The organism is Enterococcus sp. LX10 (assembly GCF_023539285.1).
GTDB classification, from domain to species: Bacteria; Bacillota; Bacilli; order Lactobacillales; family Enterococcaceae; genus Enterococcus; species Enterococcus faecalis.
In genome coordinates, this window is the sequence record NZ_CP092784.1 from 272059 (window position 1) to 289372 (window position 17314).

Below are 17314 nucleotides of genomic sequence, written 5' to 3' on the forward strand. Positions count from 1 at the left end.
ATGCAAGGACGAAGAAGAAAATCACTTGTTTTCTTTCCCTTTTTTAAGATTAATGATAAAGGAGCAAGCGCAATGGAAGAAATGGTTGTCGTTACACCGGAAAAATTAGAAAAGCTGATGAAGCAAAAATTAGAAGCTGCTGGTTTACATTCTGAACATGCCGAAGAAGTTGCTCGACATTTAACTTTTGCAGATGCTAGCGGTATTCATTCACACGGGGCGGTTCGTATGGATTATTATGCGGAACGGATTGCAAAAGGCGGGATCACGATTGACCCCGAATTATCATTTGAAAAAACTGGACCGTCCACTGCCATTTTTCATGGCGATAATGGCGTGGGTCAATTTGTTTGTAACGAAGCATTAGCTGCTGCAGTTGATCTAGCCAAAGAATCAGGGTTAGCATATGTTGGTGTTTCTCAAACGAGTCATAGCGGGACGTTATCGTATTATGTTAAAAAAGCAGCGGAACAAGGCATGGTTGCTCTTTCGATGTGTCAATCTGATCCAATGGTGGTACCGTTTGGTGGTACAAGCAATTATTTTGGGACAAATCCAATCGCTTTTGCAGCACCTAGAGCAGGTCATGAACCAGTCGTGTTTGATATGGCTACGACAGTACAGGCTTGGGGGAAAATTTTAGATGCACGTTCAAGAGATGTTGAAATTCCCGACACGTGGGCAGTAGACGAAAAAGGCCAGCCAACGACTGATCCTTATGAAGTACGAGGTTTATTACCGATTTCAGGACCAAAAGGATATGGACTAATGATGATGGTCGATGTCTTAGCTGGTTCGTTGTTAGGCTTACCTTTTGGTAAACATGTCAGCTCCATGTATGCGGATTTAACGGAGAAACGGAATCTGGGTCAGATGTTCTTAGTCATTGATCCAAGCCGCTTTACAGATTCTGAACGATTTAAAGAAAATATTAATCAAATGGTGGAAGAACTTCATAGTGTGCCTACAGCAGAAGGGTTTCAACAAGTTTACTATCCAGGAGAAATTGGTCAGCTAAACTATCAAAAAGCCATGTCAGAAGGCATTGAAATTCCACAAAGTATTTATGATTATTTAGTTAGTGAGATTGTACATTACGATAAATATGGCGGGCAAGGTGCCTTTGCCAAATAATGAGGAGCGCAGAGAGTATTCGCTGCTGCGTTGCTCTCGCCTTCTTTCTATTGGAGGAAAGTAAAATGAAAAAATCGTCAAAAGTAGCACTTATTTTTGCATTTTTAGTTAGTATTTTTGTGCCAGTTGCGGCCTTTGCTGATGAGATTGGGGATGTAGTTGCCCCGACAGGAATCATGGCATTAGTTGTGATTATTCCGTTGATTGTTGTTTTGGTTCTATTGTTTATGAAAGTCGATATGATTATTGCTGGTTTAATTGGTGGCGTCTTAGCGATGCTGATTGGTGGCATTGGACTAGAAGAAGCGAATAAACAGATGTTGGAAGCTATCCCGATGATGTTAGGAATTACCGTTCCCATCATTAATTCAGCTGTTGCGATGGCGGTCTTTAAAGCAGGTAGTTATTCAGCTGCATTAACTTTAGCCAAACGAGGCACAAAAGGAAAAGTCGAGTATGTTTCAGCTTTTATTGTTATCTTATTAGCCGCAGCCACATATATGTCAGGAATTGGTGGCGGAAGTGCGATGGTTATTGCGCCATTGGCCTTTGCTGCAGTTGGCGTTGTTCCTGAATTAATTGCAGCAATGTCTTTAGCTGCTGCGGTATCATTTACAACATCACCCGCTTCATTAGAATCAAGTATTGTTTCAAAATTAGGCGATATCAGTGTCGGTTCATATGTTTCAACCATGCGACCTTACTGGTTATTCTTCGTAGCATTAGCGATTGTTTTAGCCTTTTGGGGAACGAAACATAGAAATGTTGGCTTTAAAGAGTCGGCAGATGATGAATTTGATAAAAAGAGCAATGGTGAATTATTTAAAATTACCTTGCCAGCCATTTTCTTATTGTTTGCTGTAATTTTTGGACCAATTGTGAATGATTTAATTGGTTTTGCCTTCTTTACGCCACTTGTATACATGATTTTAACATTAGTTTTAATTTTCTTATGTACAGATTTCTCAATGAACAAATCTGTCGAAGCGATGGTAGATGGGTCTACATATATTTTGACTCGTTTATTCCAAGTAGGGATTTTCTTAGCCTTTATTAATGTTATTGCACAAACAGGAACGTTTGCTGTCATCGCAGGTGTTGCTGAAAATGCACCAGCCTTTATTGTCGTGCCAGTTGCCATTTTAACAGGGATTTTAATTGGGATTCCAGCTGGGGCCTACGTAGGTTCTGTTTTAACTTTAGTGCTACCAGTTGCTGTATCGTTGAACTTCCCGCCGTTAGCATTAGGTTTTGTAGCAATGGGTGTTGGTTTAGGTAGTCAAATGAGTTTCGTTAATATTACTATGCAAGCTTTATCTTCAGGCTTCCAAATTCCAATTTTGGATGTAGTTAAAGGAAACGTGAAATGGTTAAGTATTGCCTCTGTACTATTATTAGTTATCGGTTTAATCTTTGGATAAAAAACAATTTAGGGAGTGGAAAACATGGATTTATTAATTAAACAAGTTCGTCTTCAAGACGGTGAAGCATTACAAGATGTAGCTATTAAAGAAGGAAAAATCATTGAAATCGCCCCAGTTATTACTGGCGATGCCAAAGAAGTCATCGAAGCAGATGGTCGTGTTTTAATCCCAGGTTTTGTAGAAAGCCATTTACATTTGGACAAGGCATTAATCGCTGATCGTAAACCAAATAAATCAGGTACGTTGAAAGAAGCGATTGAAGTAACCGCGGAATTAAAACCAACATTTACCGAAGAAGACATTTATGACCGTGCTAAGCGTGCCTTAGAAATGTTAATCGTTCATGGAACCACGGCGTTAAGAACGCATGCAGAATTTGACCCAGCGCAAGGTTTTACTGGCTTCAAAACAATTATGCGTTTGAAAGAAGAATATAAAGAGTTAATTGACATGCAAGTAGTTGCGTTTCCGCAAGAAGGAATTTTTAAAGCCCCTGGAACAGAACAAATGATGTATGAAGCAATGGATATGGGCGCAGACGTTGTCGGCGGTATTCCTTATAATGATGCACCAGCGAAAGAACATATTGATTTAGTGTTTGAAATTGCTAAAAAATATGATAAAGATGTAGATTTACATCAAGATTTTGCCGATGAAGCTGATGATATGAGTATTGAATATTTATGTGAAAAAACTATCGCTGAAGGCTACCAAGGCCGTGTTTCAGTGGGCCACTTAACGGCATTGCACGCCTTACCTGAAGCAGAATTGGCGCCTATTATTGCAAAAATGGCGGAAGCAAATATTAGCGTGATGGCTTTACCAGCAACGGATTTACATTTAGGAGCTCGCGGTGATCAGTACAATGTTCGACGTGCGGTTACGCCAATCCGTAAATTACGCGATGGTGGCGTGAATATCTGTATTGCTACAAATAATATTCGCAATGCTTTTACACCATATGGCACAGGGGATATTGTTCAAACAGCGATGCTAGCCATTCCTGTTGGGCACCTAGGTGGAGCGGATGACTTAAAAACAGTGCTACCAATGGTAACAACAAGTCCTGCTCGTGCGATGGGACTAGAAGGATACGGTGTCGCAGTTGGGAATAAAGCAGATTTAGTCTTATTAGACACAAAAGTGGTTGAACATGCGATTATTGATATTCCAGAACGGTTATATGTTATTAAAAACGGCCGTGTTACAGTCAAGACAGACAAAAAAGTCGAAATCATTCGTTAAGAAAAAAATCAAAAAGCTCAAAAGGTTAGTTTGCGCAACTAACTTTTTGAGCTTTTTTTGATAAAGGTGAAGATGTGTTTGATTGATCCTGTTTTAGTTATTTTTTTGTTCCTCGAGTTCTATTTATAACAGAATTAAATCATTTCTTTGCTACCAACCGATCTAATTGTTCTTGAATCGCTAGTAAGTCAGGTAAAGAAACTTGCGCATTAATTAATAAAAATGGTGCAGCTTGTTTTACTTGGAGCAAAGGCGTAGTGCTTAAATAAAGGTCGTACCTATCTTCTTCAGACAATTGATTAATTGCAAGGTGATAGAAACTTGCAAACGTTTCACGAATTCGTTGAATGATAATCGCTTCAATCGGTGTAGGTAAGTCTGTTTCTATTTTTATGTGAATTGTTTGATTGAAAGCTGTTGGAGCAGTAATTAACGTGTAGGCCATCGATAATTGAAGGCCTAAGCCAGTTTGTTTAGCTGGGTTCGAAACATAGATGTCTTGCTTGGCGACTATCTTTTGTGCATGCTCAAATAAATGAGCAAAATTTTGTAATAAATACTTCTTAATATTGTAGCCAGTAAGTGTAAAATCCATTTGTTCAAATAACTCTACGAAAAGAAGACCAGCCACTAATTGTTTTGTGAATAAGCCCCTGTTTTTTGTCGTTTCAAAGGCATGAGGGTTTTCTGTTTCAAGGGAGTGAAGAATCTTTTTAATAAAAGAATTCGTCTCTGAAAATGGTTGGTTAGGTTCGATTAAATCTATAAAATGTTTGTTCGAGAGTTGTACTGTTGTATTTGTTAATAGAAATAAAAAAATCAGCTGGCTTTCACTCTTGGGTAACAGAAAGGCGTTCGTTAATTGATTTTCTAAATGTTCTTTTAGTAGATGATGAGTATCAACAAATTGAAGCAGTACTTCTTGATCTTCATCAGATAAAGAAGAAATAGATTCAGAAAGCAGGAAATTTATCTGGAATCCCTTTCGATAACGAATAATATTTACCGCTAAAATATAACAAATAAGTTTCATATTCAATTGATTGGCTGGGAAATAGCCTAAAGCAATCAGCTCTTTCGCAAGGGTTTCACATTTTGTTTGCGAGACGTCAGCAAATGGCCAATCGAGACCAGAAAAAACGCGCCAATAGAAAGCAATCATGAAAAAACGAATGCGTGGTTCAGCACCAACTAAACGAATCTCGCCTTTGGTTCTCTGGATCGAAAAATCAAAGGTTTTTAAAATGGTATCTAACTCAGCAACCTTATGCCGAACAGTTGATTCGGATAAGAATTGGTCCATACTAAATTTTGTTAAATGAACATTGCTTTCAAAGAATAGTTTTTCGAGCAATGTAAAATACGGACTACTTTGCAAAATTTGCTTCGTCAAAATTTTATATTCTTTTTTTGATCCCATGAAACAATAGCCTTTACCTCGCTCGGCAGAGAAAATATGTGAACAATTATTAGCCAATACATAAGGTTTACTAATTAAGGATTCGTAGTATTTATTAATTGAACGTCGATCCATTTGTAACAATTGACTAAGTGTTTCAATACGAATAAAGTTTTTTTTATGGTACAACAAACGCAGTAAATCCAATTCCTTTTTAACTTCTGAGCCGAAAAAAGTGTCTAATATTTCCATTATTCTTCTCCAATTGGTTCGATTCTTTTTGTTAAAATAAGTATAACTTGTTTTTTATTCGATTGTTTAAAAAAATGTACTTAGCAAGTACATTTTTTTGTCTCCTTAAAAGTTATTTCTGTAGTAAGTTACATATATCGCTCAAATTTCATTTGAATGAGAAATTACTTACCACAAAGGAGTTAAAAAAATTGAAAAAAACAACCTTATTTTTATTTATGTTCTTTTTCCTAATGATTATTTTTAGTATAGACGTTTCCGCAGAAACATACAATTTTAACTATAAAAATGACGAACAAGGTCATTATTTAACGAACGGAATTAGTGAGGGAGATACATACAATTATGATTATGGTCATGCCCCTGAAGCGACATTTGACGAAGAAAAATATGTGAATTATGGAGATGAAGCTTATTTGAAGAAAAGCGTGGTGGCTGTAACAGGCCAGCAAGGGCTTTTTAATGTGACTTTAGATGTAAAAGGAAATCAAACAGAAAGCCCCATTGATCTAGTGTTAGTGATTGACTATTCTTCATCAATGAAAGGTGAAAAATTAAACAACGCTTTGAAAGGCTTGCAACAATTCGGCGAAGAACTTTCAGATTCATTAACAGATGGTCATGTTCGAATTGGTATTGTTGCCTATAATCGACTAACTTACTCCACCGCGGATTTTTCTACAGACATGAATGACTTAGAAGACTTTTTAAGAAATACAGCCGAACCACATTCAGGTACATTTATGCAAAAAGGCTTGCTAGAAGGGCAACGTTTATTGGCTGAAAAAAGTCGTCCAAATGCAAAAAAGATGTTGGTTCATATTGGTGATGGGAGTGCAAATGCTAGTTTTTTACCTAGAGAAAATGCTCAAATCTATCCCAATAATGGTGAAATTATCGATTACAACGGTTACCATACATCGTCCTACATGGAAGAGTTTCAAACAGAATCCAATCAGTACTATACAAGTAACAGTGCTTCTACTGATGCTAACGCTATCCAAACAAACAGTACAACAGTGACAGATAATACGTTAGGAACCATTGTTTCTCTAAAAAAATCAGGAGATACTTATTATTCAATTGCAGCTAATCCTTCGTTAAGAGGAGAGTATATTAGTAGGAATATAGCTTCTGATCCTAAAAATTATTTGATTATTGATGAAAATTTATCTGGCTTGGGCACTGCGCTGAAAGAATTAGCTGGGAGTATCAATAATACTATCCATGAGGGGCTCATTATCGATCCGATGGGAGAAAATATTCTTTTACAAGGTGCTGGGAATTTCACAGAAGATAACTACCAACTAAAAGGTTGGCGAAAAATACCAACGGGTGAATGGTTAGAGGCTAGTGACTTATTGACTGATGTCGTAGTTACAGAAGAAAATCAAGTGCTCCATATTTCTACTATTTCATTAGGAAAGAACGAACGTTTAACATTAACTTATCAGATTAGATTGAACACAGAAACAAATGATTTTAAAGGAGATACATGGTTTTTATGTAATGATCGTACTACGTTACAGCCAACTCCAGAAGAAGAAGCAGTTGATTTTCCGATTCCAGCAATTAAAGCACCTACTGTACAATTAAAATTGATTAAAAACTGGGAAAATATTGCAGAAAAAGAAATTCCAGAAGCAATTCAATATCAAGTAACTCGAAAAGCGACAACAGAAGAAGCTGCTTGGTCTACTTCAGAAGTCATGCAACTAACCAAAAAAGAAGGCTATCAAAAGCTGATTAATCAAGTAACGGTTAATGGCGCAGAAGTAGTATTACCAAAGTTTAATAACAGAGGTGAAGACTTTATATATCAGATAGAAGAAGTGAACGTGCCATCTGAATTTGACAGTATAATGACAAAGACAAAGGATGAATTTATCCTTACCAATCGTCGTAAAGAAGTTGTTTCCAGCACAACAGATACAAGTACGAATGAGTCTTTAAGTTCTGAGACTGCTACGACAAATTCGAGTGCTGAAAAACCAATTGTTGTAGAAACTACCACAGCAACCTCAGAACTCAAGGATAATAATTTCTTAGCAGAGACGAACACAACAGCAAAAAAAATAACGAAGGCTACACCCAATGACACACATTTACCAAAAACAAACGAAACCCAGAAATTTCAAAGAGTATTCTTACTATTAGGTGGTTTATTGGTAGGTTTATCTGGATTCTATTTACTTAAGCAGAGAAACTAAAATAATTCTTTAAATAAAGCAATAAAAGGCGGCTCAACGAAGCGGCCTTTTTCTTGATTCATTACCAAAATATAACGAATTTTGTAACAAAAAGGTTTGATAAAAAGAAGGAAAAATGATTAATTTTACGAAAAAAAGCATATATCGACAAAAAAGAAGCAAAATTTGAATAAAAAAAGAAAAAATATGAAAAAAAATCGAAGAATTGTTTAACAATTGAAAACACGTGAAAACCAGTCATGACAAGGTGCAAAAACCTTACAAAAGGTAAGTTTACCTATTATGAAGAAAGAAGGAATGATCTGAAATGTTTTTGTAACATTTCTATTGCTTAATTGAAATATGGGTGTGGTAGAATGTTTTTGTCGTAAGAAAAGATTAAGATATTTTAAATAAACTTTAGAAATTAATTCGGAGGAATGACAAGTGAAGAAACGTCTATTTGCATCAGTATTACTATGTTCATTAACGCTATCAGCAATTGCTACCCCAAGCATCGCTTTGGCGGACAATGTTGATAAAAAAATTGAAGAAAAAAATCAAGAAATTTCATCATTAAAAGCAAAACAAGGGGATTTAGCTTCACAAGTATCTTCTTTAGAAGCAGAAGTATCTTCAGTATTTGATGAAAGCATGGCTTTACGTGAACAAAAGCAAACACTAAAAGCAAAATCAGAACAATTACAACAAGAAATTACAAACTTGAATCAACGTATTGAAAAACGTAACGAAGCAATCAAAAATCAAGCACGCGATGTTCAAGTTAATGGACAAAGCACAACAATGCTAGATGCAGTTTTAGATGCGGACTCAGTTGCAGACGCAATCAGCCGTGTTCAAGCTGTTTCAACAATCGTAAATGCCAACAACGACTTAATGCAACAACAAAAAGAAGACAAGCAAGCTGTTGTTGATAAAAAAGCTGAAAACGAGAAAAAAATGAAACAACTTGAAGCAACAGAAGCTGAATTAGAAACAAAACGTCAAGATTTACTTTCTAAACAATCTGAATTAAACGTAATGAAAGCTTCATTAGCATTAGAACAATCATCTGCTGAAAGTTCTAAAGCTGGCTTAGAAAAACAAAAAGCAGCTGCTGAAGCAGAGCAAGCACGTTTAGCTGCTGAACAAAAAGCTGCAGCTGAAAAAGCCAAACAAGCTGCTGCAAAACCAGCTAAAGCTGAAGTGAAAGCAGAAGCACCAGTTGCCTCTTCATCAACAACAGAAGCACAAGCACCAGCAAGCTCAAGCTCAGCAACTGAATCAAGCACGCAACAAACAACTGAAACAACTACACCAAGTACAGATAATAGTGCAACAGAAAATACTGGCTCTTCTTCATCAGAACAACCAGTACAACCTACAACACCAAGTGATAATGGAAATAATGGTGGCCAAACTGGTGGTGGAACAGTTACACCAACACCTACACCAGAACCTACACCAGAACCGGAGAAACCAACACCACCAACACCAACACCTTCTGCTGATCCAACAATCAATGCATTGAACGTTCTACGTCAATCATTAGGTTTACGTCCAGTAGTATGGGATGCAGGTTTAGCAGCTTCTGCAACTGCTCGTGCAGCACAAGTTGAAGCAGGTGGTATCCCAAATGATCACTGGTCTCGCGGAGATGAAGTTATCGCAATTATGTGGGCTCCAGGTAACTCAGTAATCATGGCGTGGTACAATGAAACAAACATGGTAACAGCTTCAGGTAGCGGTCACCGTGATTGGGAAATTAACCCAGGTATTACACGTGTCGGTTTTGGTTACTCAGGTAGCACAATTGTAGGACACTCTGCCTAATCAGCAATGATAAAAATAGACGTAAGCAGCTTCTGAAAAGAAGCTGCTTTTTTCGTTACTATTTCATCCGTCTCCGTTGACAAATTTGCTAAACGTGGTATTCTAATTATAATCTAATAATTTCCGTTGAATAGGAAAGTAAATGCAAGACAGCTGGTAGAGAGACTTTGGTTGGTGAAAAAAGTTAGATGTCTGTATCGAAAAATGGCCTAGGAGGAATTTTTGTCGAAACGTAGGCAAAAACGTAATGTCTTTCGTTAACAAGACCGCTGATTATGATTGTCAGTTGAAGGGAAAGAGTCATCTTTCCGAAAAAAGGTGGTACCGCGATAATAATCGCCCTTTTACTAGTTACGGCTAGTAAAAGGGCGTTTTTTTATAAATAAAAATAGGAAAGAGTGAGGCAAATGAGTAGTCAGATTCCTTTTACAGTTGATCATGTGGGAAGTTTTTTACGTCCAGAAACAATTAAGAAAGCACGGAAAAAGGTCCAAGCAGGTGCTTTATCTCAAGCAGAGCTACGTCTTATTGAAGATGAAGAAATCAAAGCATTAGTAGCAAAACAAAAAGCTGGCGGCTTACGGGGAATCACAGATGGTGAATTTCGTCGCGGTTTTTGGCATATTGATTTCTTAGAAGGATTAAATGGCGTGACAGGCTATATTCCAGAAACGGGGTATAACCAAACCTTTCATGGAAAAGCAGCTCCGGCCTATAATATCCGCGTAGTGGATAAAATATCTTTTCCTGCGCAACATCCATTTTTAGAGGACTTTTCATTTTTAAAAGAGGTGGTGGAAGTTGGTGATGGCACGGTAGCCAAAGCAACGATCCCTAGTCCAACCATGATTTTACGTCAAGAAATTTTATCCAACGACGGCACCTCGCGCATTCAAACAATTTATCCAGAGATTGGTGCTTTTTATAAGGATTTAGCACAAACATATAAAGATGCAATTGCGGCCTTTTACGAGAAAGGTTGCCGCTATTTGCAATTTGATGATACAAATTGGGCGTTTCTAGCGGATCAGACAAAACAAGAAGAATTACGAGCGAAAGGAATACAGCCAGAAGAAATTGCACAAGTGTGTACCACGATTATTAATGAAGCCTTAGCTGGCAAGCCAGAAGATTTAACTGTAACCACACACATTTGCCGTGGGAACCATGCTTCGTCTTGGTTATTTTCAGGTGGTTATGAACCGATAGCAAAAGAATTATTTGCTACGAATTATGATGGTTTCTTCTTGGAATATGACTCAGATCGTGCAGGGGACTTTTCACCATTAAGACATTGGCAAAATAATGGCAGCAAAGTCGTTTTAGGTTTAGTTACTTCTAAGTTTCCTGAATTAGAAGAGACTGAACAAGTGAAAGCACGAATTGAAGAAGCCCAACAGTTTGTTCCTTTAGAAAACTTAAGTATTAGTCCGCAATGTGGTTTTGCTTCGACGGAAGAAGGAAATCGTTTGACGGAGGAAGAACAATGGCGCAAAGTTCAATTACTTCAAGAAATTGCTAGAGAAGTATGGTAAAAAAGAGGTCGGGACAGAAGTGTTTAACTCCGAGAAATAAGAAGGAATTTCCGAAAATTGTTCTATAATTTTTGGAGAATTTCGGCTTATTTCCGAAGGAGTTGCTTCTGTTCCCGCCGTTTATCAGTTTTTGAGCGTGGAACAAAAATCCAAAGTGATTTTTGTCCCACGCTCTTTTTCATTGTATTATTTTAAATATTGATCTTTAGTAAAATTCGTGTGTTCATACTCGCCATTGTCACCATAAAAGCGGTTATAGCGTTGTTTGAATTTGCGGAATAAATAAATGACTGTCACTTTAACTAGGCAATACATTGGAATCCCAAAAATAACGCCCATTAAACCAAACAGTTCACCCATAACTAACAAGACAAGTAAAATAGTAATCGGATGGACTTTTAATTTATCGCCCATCACACGAGGAATAACAAAATCTCCATGAATCAATTGGATGGCAAACCAGACGATAACAAATTTTACTACCATAAATGTGGAATCCTGAAAGGCAATAATCAATCCAGGAATAAAGGCAATAAATGGCCCGATATAAGGAATAATACATAAAATACCCGCAGCTAAAGCTAAAATGCTACCAAATTGTAAACCAATTAATAGAAAAGCTGGCCAATACATAATCCCTAAAACCAAGGAAGCAATGACTTGACCTTTTAGATAATCGCCAATTTGAATGTTGGCAATTTGGCTATATTCATCAAAATCAGGACGAAAAGCTGGGGGAATGATGCCTTTTACAAAGCGATAAAACTTTTCTTTGTCTTTTAAAAGGAAAAAGGCGATGATAGGTCCTGTAAACAAGGTTAGGAAAGTAGAAGAGACTGCAGAAAAGACGCTTCCCAGACCTTGTGCGCCTGTTTGTAGGTAATCCCCTGCAAAGTCTTTAAAGGAGTTTGCAAGTTTGCCCCAGAGCTGATTAATCGACTCATTAGCGGATTCTAAATCTTTTGCAAAAGGTGTTTTAGCCATAAATTCTTGTACTGCTTGGAGCGTGCTTTTCCAAAAACTTGGGAATTGTTTGATTAATTCTTCCGTTTGGTCTTGGATAATTGGGAAAAGTTGCAGTCCAGCTAACACTAGTAATGCAATAATTAAGACATAGAGAATCGCAATCGCCCAAACACGGGGAATTTTTTTCTCAAGGCGTTTCACCATTGGATTAAGCAAATAAAATAGAATAATACCAAAAAGTACCGGGCCTAAGACGGCACTAAAAATAACAAAAATTGGTTTAAAGATAAATGAAACAGTGTTGAATAAAAAGATAGTTACAGCAATTAGACAAAGGATAGTTAATGTGTAAAGTAAATTTTTCCCACCTAAAAAGCGGATCCACTTGGTACTTTCTTTATCCATAAGTTGCTCCTTTCGTTAAGCTTTATTTCTAAAATGACCAATAATTTCAATGACACCCATGAAAATCAGGATAAATCCAAAGACTTGCATCAAAACTAAGAGACTTTTGAAGGGGTTGAAAACTAAAACAGCTCCAGCGATTAAAACCAGAATACTGTAGATAAGCGCGCCTGTTTGACGAGTATTTAAAGCAAAAGTCAATTGAACGAGGCCGTTTATAACAATGCTAATCCCTAATAAAAACGGCAGAATCGAAACGATCACTGGTGCAAAAAATAAAAAGGCTACTGCTAAGACGACAAAGATTAAACCTGTTACGAAACCAAGTCCCCAGCTACCCGTTTGTTTTTTTATTTTGTAGTCATCATAAATATTAATTAACCCTAAAAGCATCAAATAACCAGCAATTAAATAACCGACGAACTGGAAGAAAGCACCGGGATTAAAGACAATGGCACTTCCGATAACGATAAAGACGGCGTCGCGCAATAGGGTATGGCGCCGAAAATTTTCTCTAAAAGTTTGGAACATAAAAATCCTCCTCAATGTTATTGTTTCTTTTATTCTAGCGGAAAAAAGAAAAAAGTGCGAGTGGTAGCTCTAAAAAGTGTTGGAAACTGTGTCTTTAGAAAAAATAACATTAAAAATTAAAAAAGTCTTACAAATGAGCGAAAATTGGCATATAATGGAAAGTGAAATTTTATTTTAAGAAGGAGAGATTTGATGGATTTATTACCTTTATTAGGCGTATTGATCGTCATTGTCGGCTTCGCATTGAAATTTGATGCTATCTTGATTGTGATGGTTGCTTTAATAGTGACGGCTTTTACTGGCGGGCTTGGTTTGACATCAATGCTAGAAACACTAGGAACAACCTTTGTGAATAATCGAGGCATGGCTATCTTTATTATTATTATGTTAGCAACAGGAACGTTAGAGAGAAATGGCTTGAAAGAGTCAGCCGCTACGTTGATTAAACGATTCAAAAAGGTATCTGCTGGTGTGATTATTGACATTTATGGTGTCTTTCGGATTATCTTCGCCGCTTTTAACGTAAGTTTCGGTGGGGTAGCAGGTTTTGTGCGTCCGATTATTTTGCCAATGGCGTTAGGAACAATTGAATCAAAAAATTTACCAATGGTGCCAGAGTATGAAGAAGAACTAAAAGGGATGGCTTCAGCCATGGAAAATATCTGTTGGTTCTTTGGTCAAGTTCTGTTTGTTGGTGGGGCTGGGGCATTGCTTGTTCAATCAACATTGAAAGATTTAGGCTATGAAGTGACATTAGGTAAATTGGCTTTAGTGGAAGTACCAGTCGCCTTAGTTGCCTTAATTTCGGCAAGTATTTACTTTACTTTAAAAGAAAAAAGATTACGTAAAAAATATTATGGACAGGAGGGACTGAAATGAGTTTTTTCACAGATCCAAGTATTGATTTGAGTGCAAAGTTATTGGAAGTCCTTTATATTTTTATGGGTATTATCTTGTTATATACAAGTTTTCGTAGTTTTCGTGATAAAACCAATCAACATGCGTATGGGACTAGTTTATTCTGGGGGATTTTAGGGATCTTAATCGGTTTTGGTCGGTTTATTCCACCAGTTGCCTGTGGCGTACTTATTTTTGTGATGACAATTCCGGCAATTCTTCAAAAAGTGACAAAAGGAGAAAGTCGCTTACCTTCGAAAGAATACATGGAAAAAATGTCTCAAAAATTAGGAATGAAGATTTTTATTCCCGCACTAAGTATCGGGGTTTTTGCAATTCTTTTTGCCACATTGACTACTTTAGGGGCTTTAGTCGGTGTCGGTGTTGGTGTCTTTGTAGCGATTTTCATCATGATGTTCTTTTCTAAAAATAATACGCCGAAAGTATTTTTTGATGATGCGGCGGAAATGTTAGAGACAGTCGGTCCGCTTAGTACGTTGCCAATGCTATTAGCTTGTTTAGGTGCTGTTTTTACTAGCGCTGGTGTTGGTGAGATTATTTCAAAAGGAGTTAGTGCCGTAGTACCAGCAGGAAATGTCAATGTAGGGATTATTATTTATGCTGTGGGAATGGTTATTTTTACGGCTATCATGGGCAATGCCTTTGCAGCAATAACCGTGATGACAGTCGGAATTGGTGTGCCGTTTGTCTTTTCTTTAGGTGCAGATCCCGCATTAGTTGGGATGGTTGCCTTAACATGTGGTTTTTGTGGTACACTGTTAACACCGATGGCTGCGAACTTTAATATCGTACCTGTAGCCATGTTGGAAATGAAAGATAAGTACGGCGTCATTAAAAATCAATTGCCGATTGCACTTTTCATGTTAATTTTCCAAATTGTTTATATGATTCTATTCAAATAAGAAAGGATGATCGAAATGAAAGTTGTCGTTACTGGCTTTGATCCATTTGGAGGAGAAGCAATCAATCCTGCCTTTGAAGCAGTCAAAAAATTACCTGCTGAAATTGCAGGAGCTGAAATTATTAAAGTGGAGGTGCCAACTGTTTTTGGCACTAGTGGTGAAAAAGTGGCTGAAGCAATTGAAACCCATCAACCAGATATGGTGATTTGTGTTGGACAAGCAGGCGGCCGTCAAACAGTCACTGTTGAAAAAGTAGCGATTAATTTAGCGGAAGCGCGTATCCCGGATAATGCAGGTCAACAACCAAGCGATGTGCCGTTGGTTGAAGATGGAGCAACAGCCTATTTTACAAATTTACCGATTAAAGCGATGGTAAAAAATTGTCATGACCATCAATTACCTGCAGCGATTTCTTATACAGCAGGAACCTTTGTATGTAATGATATTATGTATCACTTACTACACTTAATTAACACTAAATATCCAACTATTCGTGGCGGATTTATTCATGTTCCGTTCCTACCAGAACAAACAATTGATAAACCAACGTTTGCTTCTATGTCATTAGAAGCAATCACAGATTCTTTGTTCTATATGATTGAAGCAGCGGTAAAAACGCAAGAAGATATTCAACTACAAGGTGGCACAACCCACTAATTAACAGGCGCTTTCGTGAGAACGGAGGCGCTTTTCTATTTTTACAAAAAGAAAAAGTAATTTTTGTTGGCGTGTGAAAAAATTTTTTATACTATTTTCGTTGACAAGTCGGTTTCTTCTTGGTATATTGAGATTCATAAATTATTAGCCCAGTAGGAAATAGATGTTTTGTTCAGAAAGTCGATGGTTGCTGCGAATCGATCAAGTCTATTTGTGAATTACACTAATAAGTAGTAACAATTACATAATACATAAGCGAGAAGCAAGTAAGCTTCTAATTAAGGTGGTACCGCGGAGAGATTCGTCCTTATTCTTTAAGGATGAATCTCTCTTTTTATGTAGCTTTAGGAGGCGTTTTCAATGAGTTGTGGAGGGGTTATTCGTTATCATAAGATCCTTTAATGTCAGAGTATTCAGAAAAAAGATTAGAGGAGAGTAACGAAATGAAAAAAAAACAGAAAAAGAAGACCGTGAGTGTTCGAGAAGCAAGTATCGTGTTATTAATTATTGTGGCAGCTATTGCAACAGGAGTAATTGGCTTAAAGATATCGCCAAATATTACTATTTTGTTTGTGATTGCATTGATTTTAGGCTACGCAATGTTTCGTAAAGTACCATTTGATCAAATGCATAAAGGGATTGTTGATGGCTTGAAGCCAGGGATTATTCCAATTTTTATTTTCATTTTAGTGGGTGCATTGATTGCCGTTTGGATTCAAGCAGGAATTATTCCAACGATTATGGTTTTTGGTTTTAAAATGATTAGTGTTAAATGGTTTGTGCCGTCAGTTTTTATTGTCTGTGCGATTGTCGGCAGTGCAGTAGGTAGTGCTTTTACAGTGATGTCAACAATTGGAATTGCCTTTTTCGGTATTGGCAGTACCTTAGGGTTAAATCCTGCTTTAGTTGTGGGGGCGATTGTTTCTGGTTCAGTTTTTGGTGATAAAATGTCGCCTTTATCAGAATCAACAAACTTAGCCGCAGCGATTGTTGAAGCGGATTTGTTTAAACATATAAAAAACTTGATGTGGTCGACTGTACCAGCATTTATCGTCTCTTTAATCTTGTTTATGATTTTAGGGCAAACGTACGCGAATACAAGTCTGACAGAAGTAGTTCAAGTTATTCAAGTATTGGAAGACCACTTTACCATTTCCATTTGGTCATTGTTACCATTAGCCTTAATGTTAATCTGTGCCTGGCGCAAAATTCCAGCGATTATCACGATTTTGTTAAACATTATTGTGGCAGTAATTATGATTATTATTCAAAATCCGAAAGTATCGTTGCAGGCATTAGGAAACACGTTGGAAAATGGGTTTGTTTCTCAAACGGGGAACGCACAAATTGATCAATTACTAAGTCGTGGCGGAATTATGAGTATGATGCCGACTGTGGCACTTATTATTCTAACGTTGTCTCTAGGTGGCTTATTAATGGAATTAGGATTGATTTCTGCGGTCATGGAAGTTGTTTCGCAGAAAATGAGCAGTACACCGAAATTGATTTTATCAACGTTATTAACAGGAATTGGCGTAAATATTTTTATTGGTGAACAATTCCTATCGGTTATTTTAACAGGGAATGCCTTTAAAGAAGTTTACAAAAAAGAAGGCTTGGATCCGACTGTTTTAGGCAGAACCTTGGAGGATGGTGGGACGGTTATTAACTACCTCATTCCTTGGGGGATTGCAGGTAGCTTCGTAGCGGGGACCTTTGGCGTACCAACGTTGACTTACTTACCATTTGTTTTCTTTAGCTTATTATCGCCTGTCTTCTCAATGGTCAGTGCATTTACTGGTTTAGGGATTAAGCGGTTATCAGCAGAACCTGTTACCGAAAAATAGATTGATTAAAATAGAACAGTTGATGGGGAATACTGTAGTTTCTCTCTGTCAATTGTTCTATTTTTCTTGTAAAAAAG

14 protein-coding genes and 2 other annotated features are annotated in these 17314 nt (G+C 37.2%); of the genes, 10 read left to right on the forward strand and 4 right to left on the reverse strand.

The annotated features are described in order from the left end of the window. The first annotated feature begins 72 nt into the window (after positions 1–72). From allD to MKZ30_RS01410, 3 genes are read left to right on the forward strand one after another with little or no spacing between them, the layout of a single operon-like run. Positions 73–1134, forward strand: a complete 1062-nt coding sequence (gene allD / locus MKZ30_RS01400; RefSeq protein ID WP_002413499.1) for an ureidoglycolate dehydrogenase — start codon at positions 73–75, stop codon at positions 1132–1134. Continuing rightward, positions 1134–2555 (forward strand): hypothetical protein, encoded by a 1422-nt coding sequence (locus MKZ30_RS01405; RefSeq protein ID WP_002383665.1) that lies wholly within the window; start codon positions 1134–1136, stop codon positions 2553–2555. Before allD ends, MKZ30_RS01405 begins: the two co-directional genes overlap by 1 nt. A 24-nt stretch (positions 2556–2579) precedes the next feature. Further along, positions 2580–3803 carry an amidohydrolase family protein gene (locus MKZ30_RS01410; protein ID WP_002383666.1) on the forward strand — a complete coding sequence of 408 codons (1224 nt, stop codon included), beginning with the start codon at positions 2580–2582 and terminating at the stop codon, positions 3801–3803. A gap of 139 nt (positions 3804–3942) precedes the next feature. Here the strand turns inward: MKZ30_RS01410 and MKZ30_RS01415 are convergent, their stop codons facing one another. Beyond that, on the reverse strand, positions 3943–5454 hold the full coding sequence (locus MKZ30_RS01415) for a helix-turn-helix domain-containing protein (protein WP_033601270.1): 1512 nt from the start codon (positions 5452–5454) through the stop codon (positions 3943–3945). A 74-nt stretch (positions 5455–5528) separates the two neighbouring features. On the opposite strand from MKZ30_RS01415, the gene MKZ30_RS01420 reads away from it, so the two are divergent. Next, a complete protein-coding gene (locus MKZ30_RS01420; protein WP_033601275.1) occupies positions 5529–7664 on the forward strand; it encodes a vWA domain-containing protein in 2136 nt (711 codons plus the stop codon). Positions 7665–7725: 61 nt separating this feature from the next. Here MKZ30_RS01420 and MKZ30_RS13340 read toward each other — a convergent pair whose 3' ends face one another. Beyond that, positions 7726–7905 (reverse strand): hypothetical protein, encoded by a 180-nt coding sequence (locus MKZ30_RS13340; protein WP_033601272.1) that lies wholly within the window; start codon positions 7903–7905, stop codon positions 7726–7728. 185 nt (positions 7906–8090) lie between these two features. Here MKZ30_RS13340 and MKZ30_RS01425 point away from each other — a divergent pair, with 185 nt between their 5' ends. Beyond that, a complete protein-coding gene (locus tag MKZ30_RS01425; RefSeq protein WP_033601274.1) occupies positions 8091–9476 on the forward strand; it encodes a PcsB-like coiled-coil domain-containing protein in 1386 nt (461 codons plus the stop codon). Between the two features lie 117 nt (positions 9477–9593). Beyond that, positions 9594–9823, forward strand: a binding site (T-box leader). 60 nt (positions 9824–9883) lie between these two features. Beyond that, on the forward strand, positions 9884–11011 hold the full coding sequence (locus MKZ30_RS01430) for a 5-methyltetrahydropteroyltriglutamate--homocysteine S-methyltransferase (protein ID WP_002383670.1): 1128 nt from the start codon (positions 9884–9886) through the stop codon (positions 11009–11011). A 186-nt stretch (positions 11012–11197) separates the two neighbouring features. Here MKZ30_RS01430 and MKZ30_RS01435 read toward each other — a convergent pair whose 3' ends face one another. After that, on the reverse strand, positions 11198–12382 hold the full coding sequence (locus MKZ30_RS01435; protein ID WP_002383671.1) for an AI-2E family transporter: 1185 nt from the start codon (positions 12380–12382) through the stop codon (positions 11198–11200). A gap of 15 nt (positions 12383–12397) precedes the next feature. Further along, the gene (locus MKZ30_RS01440; protein WP_002381189.1) at positions 12398–12913 is read right to left on the reverse strand and encodes an HdeD family acid-resistance protein; all 516 of its coding nucleotides are present in this window, start codon (positions 12911–12913) and stop codon (positions 12398–12400) included. A gap of 192 nt (positions 12914–13105) precedes the next feature. Between MKZ30_RS01440 and MKZ30_RS01445 the strand changes: the two genes are divergently transcribed. The 4 genes from MKZ30_RS01445 to nhaC all read left to right on the forward strand — a co-directional run bounded on the left by MKZ30_RS01445 (position 13106) and on the right by nhaC (position 17237). Beyond that, entirely contained in the window at positions 13106–13792 is a 687-nt protein-coding gene (locus MKZ30_RS01445; RefSeq protein ID WP_002355265.1) for a DUF969 domain-containing protein, read from the forward strand. Beyond that, complete coding sequence (locus MKZ30_RS01450; protein WP_002355267.1) at positions 13789–14733, forward strand: DUF979 domain-containing protein; 945 nt, start codon at positions 13789–13791, stop codon at positions 14731–14733. Before MKZ30_RS01445 ends, MKZ30_RS01450 begins: the two co-directional genes overlap by 4 nt. Positions 14734–14748: 15 nt before the next feature. Further along, on the forward strand, positions 14749–15390 hold the full coding sequence (pcp, locus tag MKZ30_RS01455; protein WP_002355269.1) for a pyroglutamyl-peptidase I: 642 nt from the start codon (positions 14749–14751) through the stop codon (positions 15388–15390). 136 nt (positions 15391–15526) lie between these two features. After that, positions 15527–15702 (forward strand) — a binding site (T-box leader). Between the two features lie 89 nt (positions 15703–15791). Further along, positions 15792–17237, forward strand: a complete 1446-nt coding sequence (nhaC, locus tag MKZ30_RS01460; protein ID WP_161633703.1) for a Na+/H+ antiporter NhaC — start codon at positions 15792–15794, stop codon at positions 17235–17237. The last annotated feature ends 77 nt before the right edge of the window (positions 17238–17314 follow it).

Excerpts from the sequence above, each read along its gene's own strand:
- allD (WP_002413499.1), top strand. The coding sequence starts at position 73 with ATGGAAGAAATGGTTGTCGTTACACCGGAAAAATTAGAAAAGCTGATG.
- MKZ30_RS01405 (WP_002383665.1), top strand. The coding sequence starts at position 1,134 with ATGAGGAGCGCAGAGAGTATTCGCTGCTGCGTTGCTCTCGCCTTCTTT.
- MKZ30_RS01410 (WP_002383666.1), top strand. The coding sequence starts at position 2,580 with ATGGATTTATTAATTAAACAAGTTCGTCTTCAAGACGGTGAAGCATTA.
- MKZ30_RS01415 (WP_033601270.1), bottom strand. The coding sequence starts at position 5,454 with ATGGAAATATTAGACACTTTTTTCGGCTCAGAAGTTAAAAAGGAATTG.
- MKZ30_RS01420 (WP_033601275.1), top strand. The coding sequence starts at position 5,529 with ATGTACTTAGCAAGTACATTTTTTTGTCTCCTTAAAAGTTATTTCTGT.
- MKZ30_RS13340 (WP_033601272.1), bottom strand. The coding sequence starts at position 7,905 with ATGACTGGTTTTCACGTGTTTTCAATTGTTAAACAATTCTTCGATTTT.
- MKZ30_RS01430 (WP_002383670.1), top strand. The coding sequence starts at position 9,884 with ATGAGTAGTCAGATTCCTTTTACAGTTGATCATGTGGGAAGTTTTTTA.
- MKZ30_RS01435 (WP_002383671.1), bottom strand. The coding sequence starts at position 12,382 with ATGGATAAAGAAAGTACCAAGTGGATCCGCTTTTTAGGTGGGAAAAAT.
- MKZ30_RS01440 (WP_002381189.1), bottom strand. The coding sequence starts at position 12,913 with ATGTTCCAAACTTTTAGAGAAAATTTTCGGCGCCATACCCTATTGCGC.
- MKZ30_RS01445 (WP_002355265.1), top strand. The coding sequence starts at position 13,106 with ATGGATTTATTACCTTTATTAGGCGTATTGATCGTCATTGTCGGCTTC.
- MKZ30_RS01450 (WP_002355267.1), top strand. The coding sequence starts at position 13,789 with ATGAGTTTTTTCACAGATCCAAGTATTGATTTGAGTGCAAAGTTATTG.
- pcp (WP_002355269.1), top strand. The coding sequence starts at position 14,749 with ATGAAAGTTGTCGTTACTGGCTTTGATCCATTTGGAGGAGAAGCAATC.
- nhaC (WP_161633703.1), top strand. The coding sequence starts at position 15,792 with ATGTCAGAGTATTCAGAAAAAAGATTAGAGGAGAGTAACGAAATGAAA.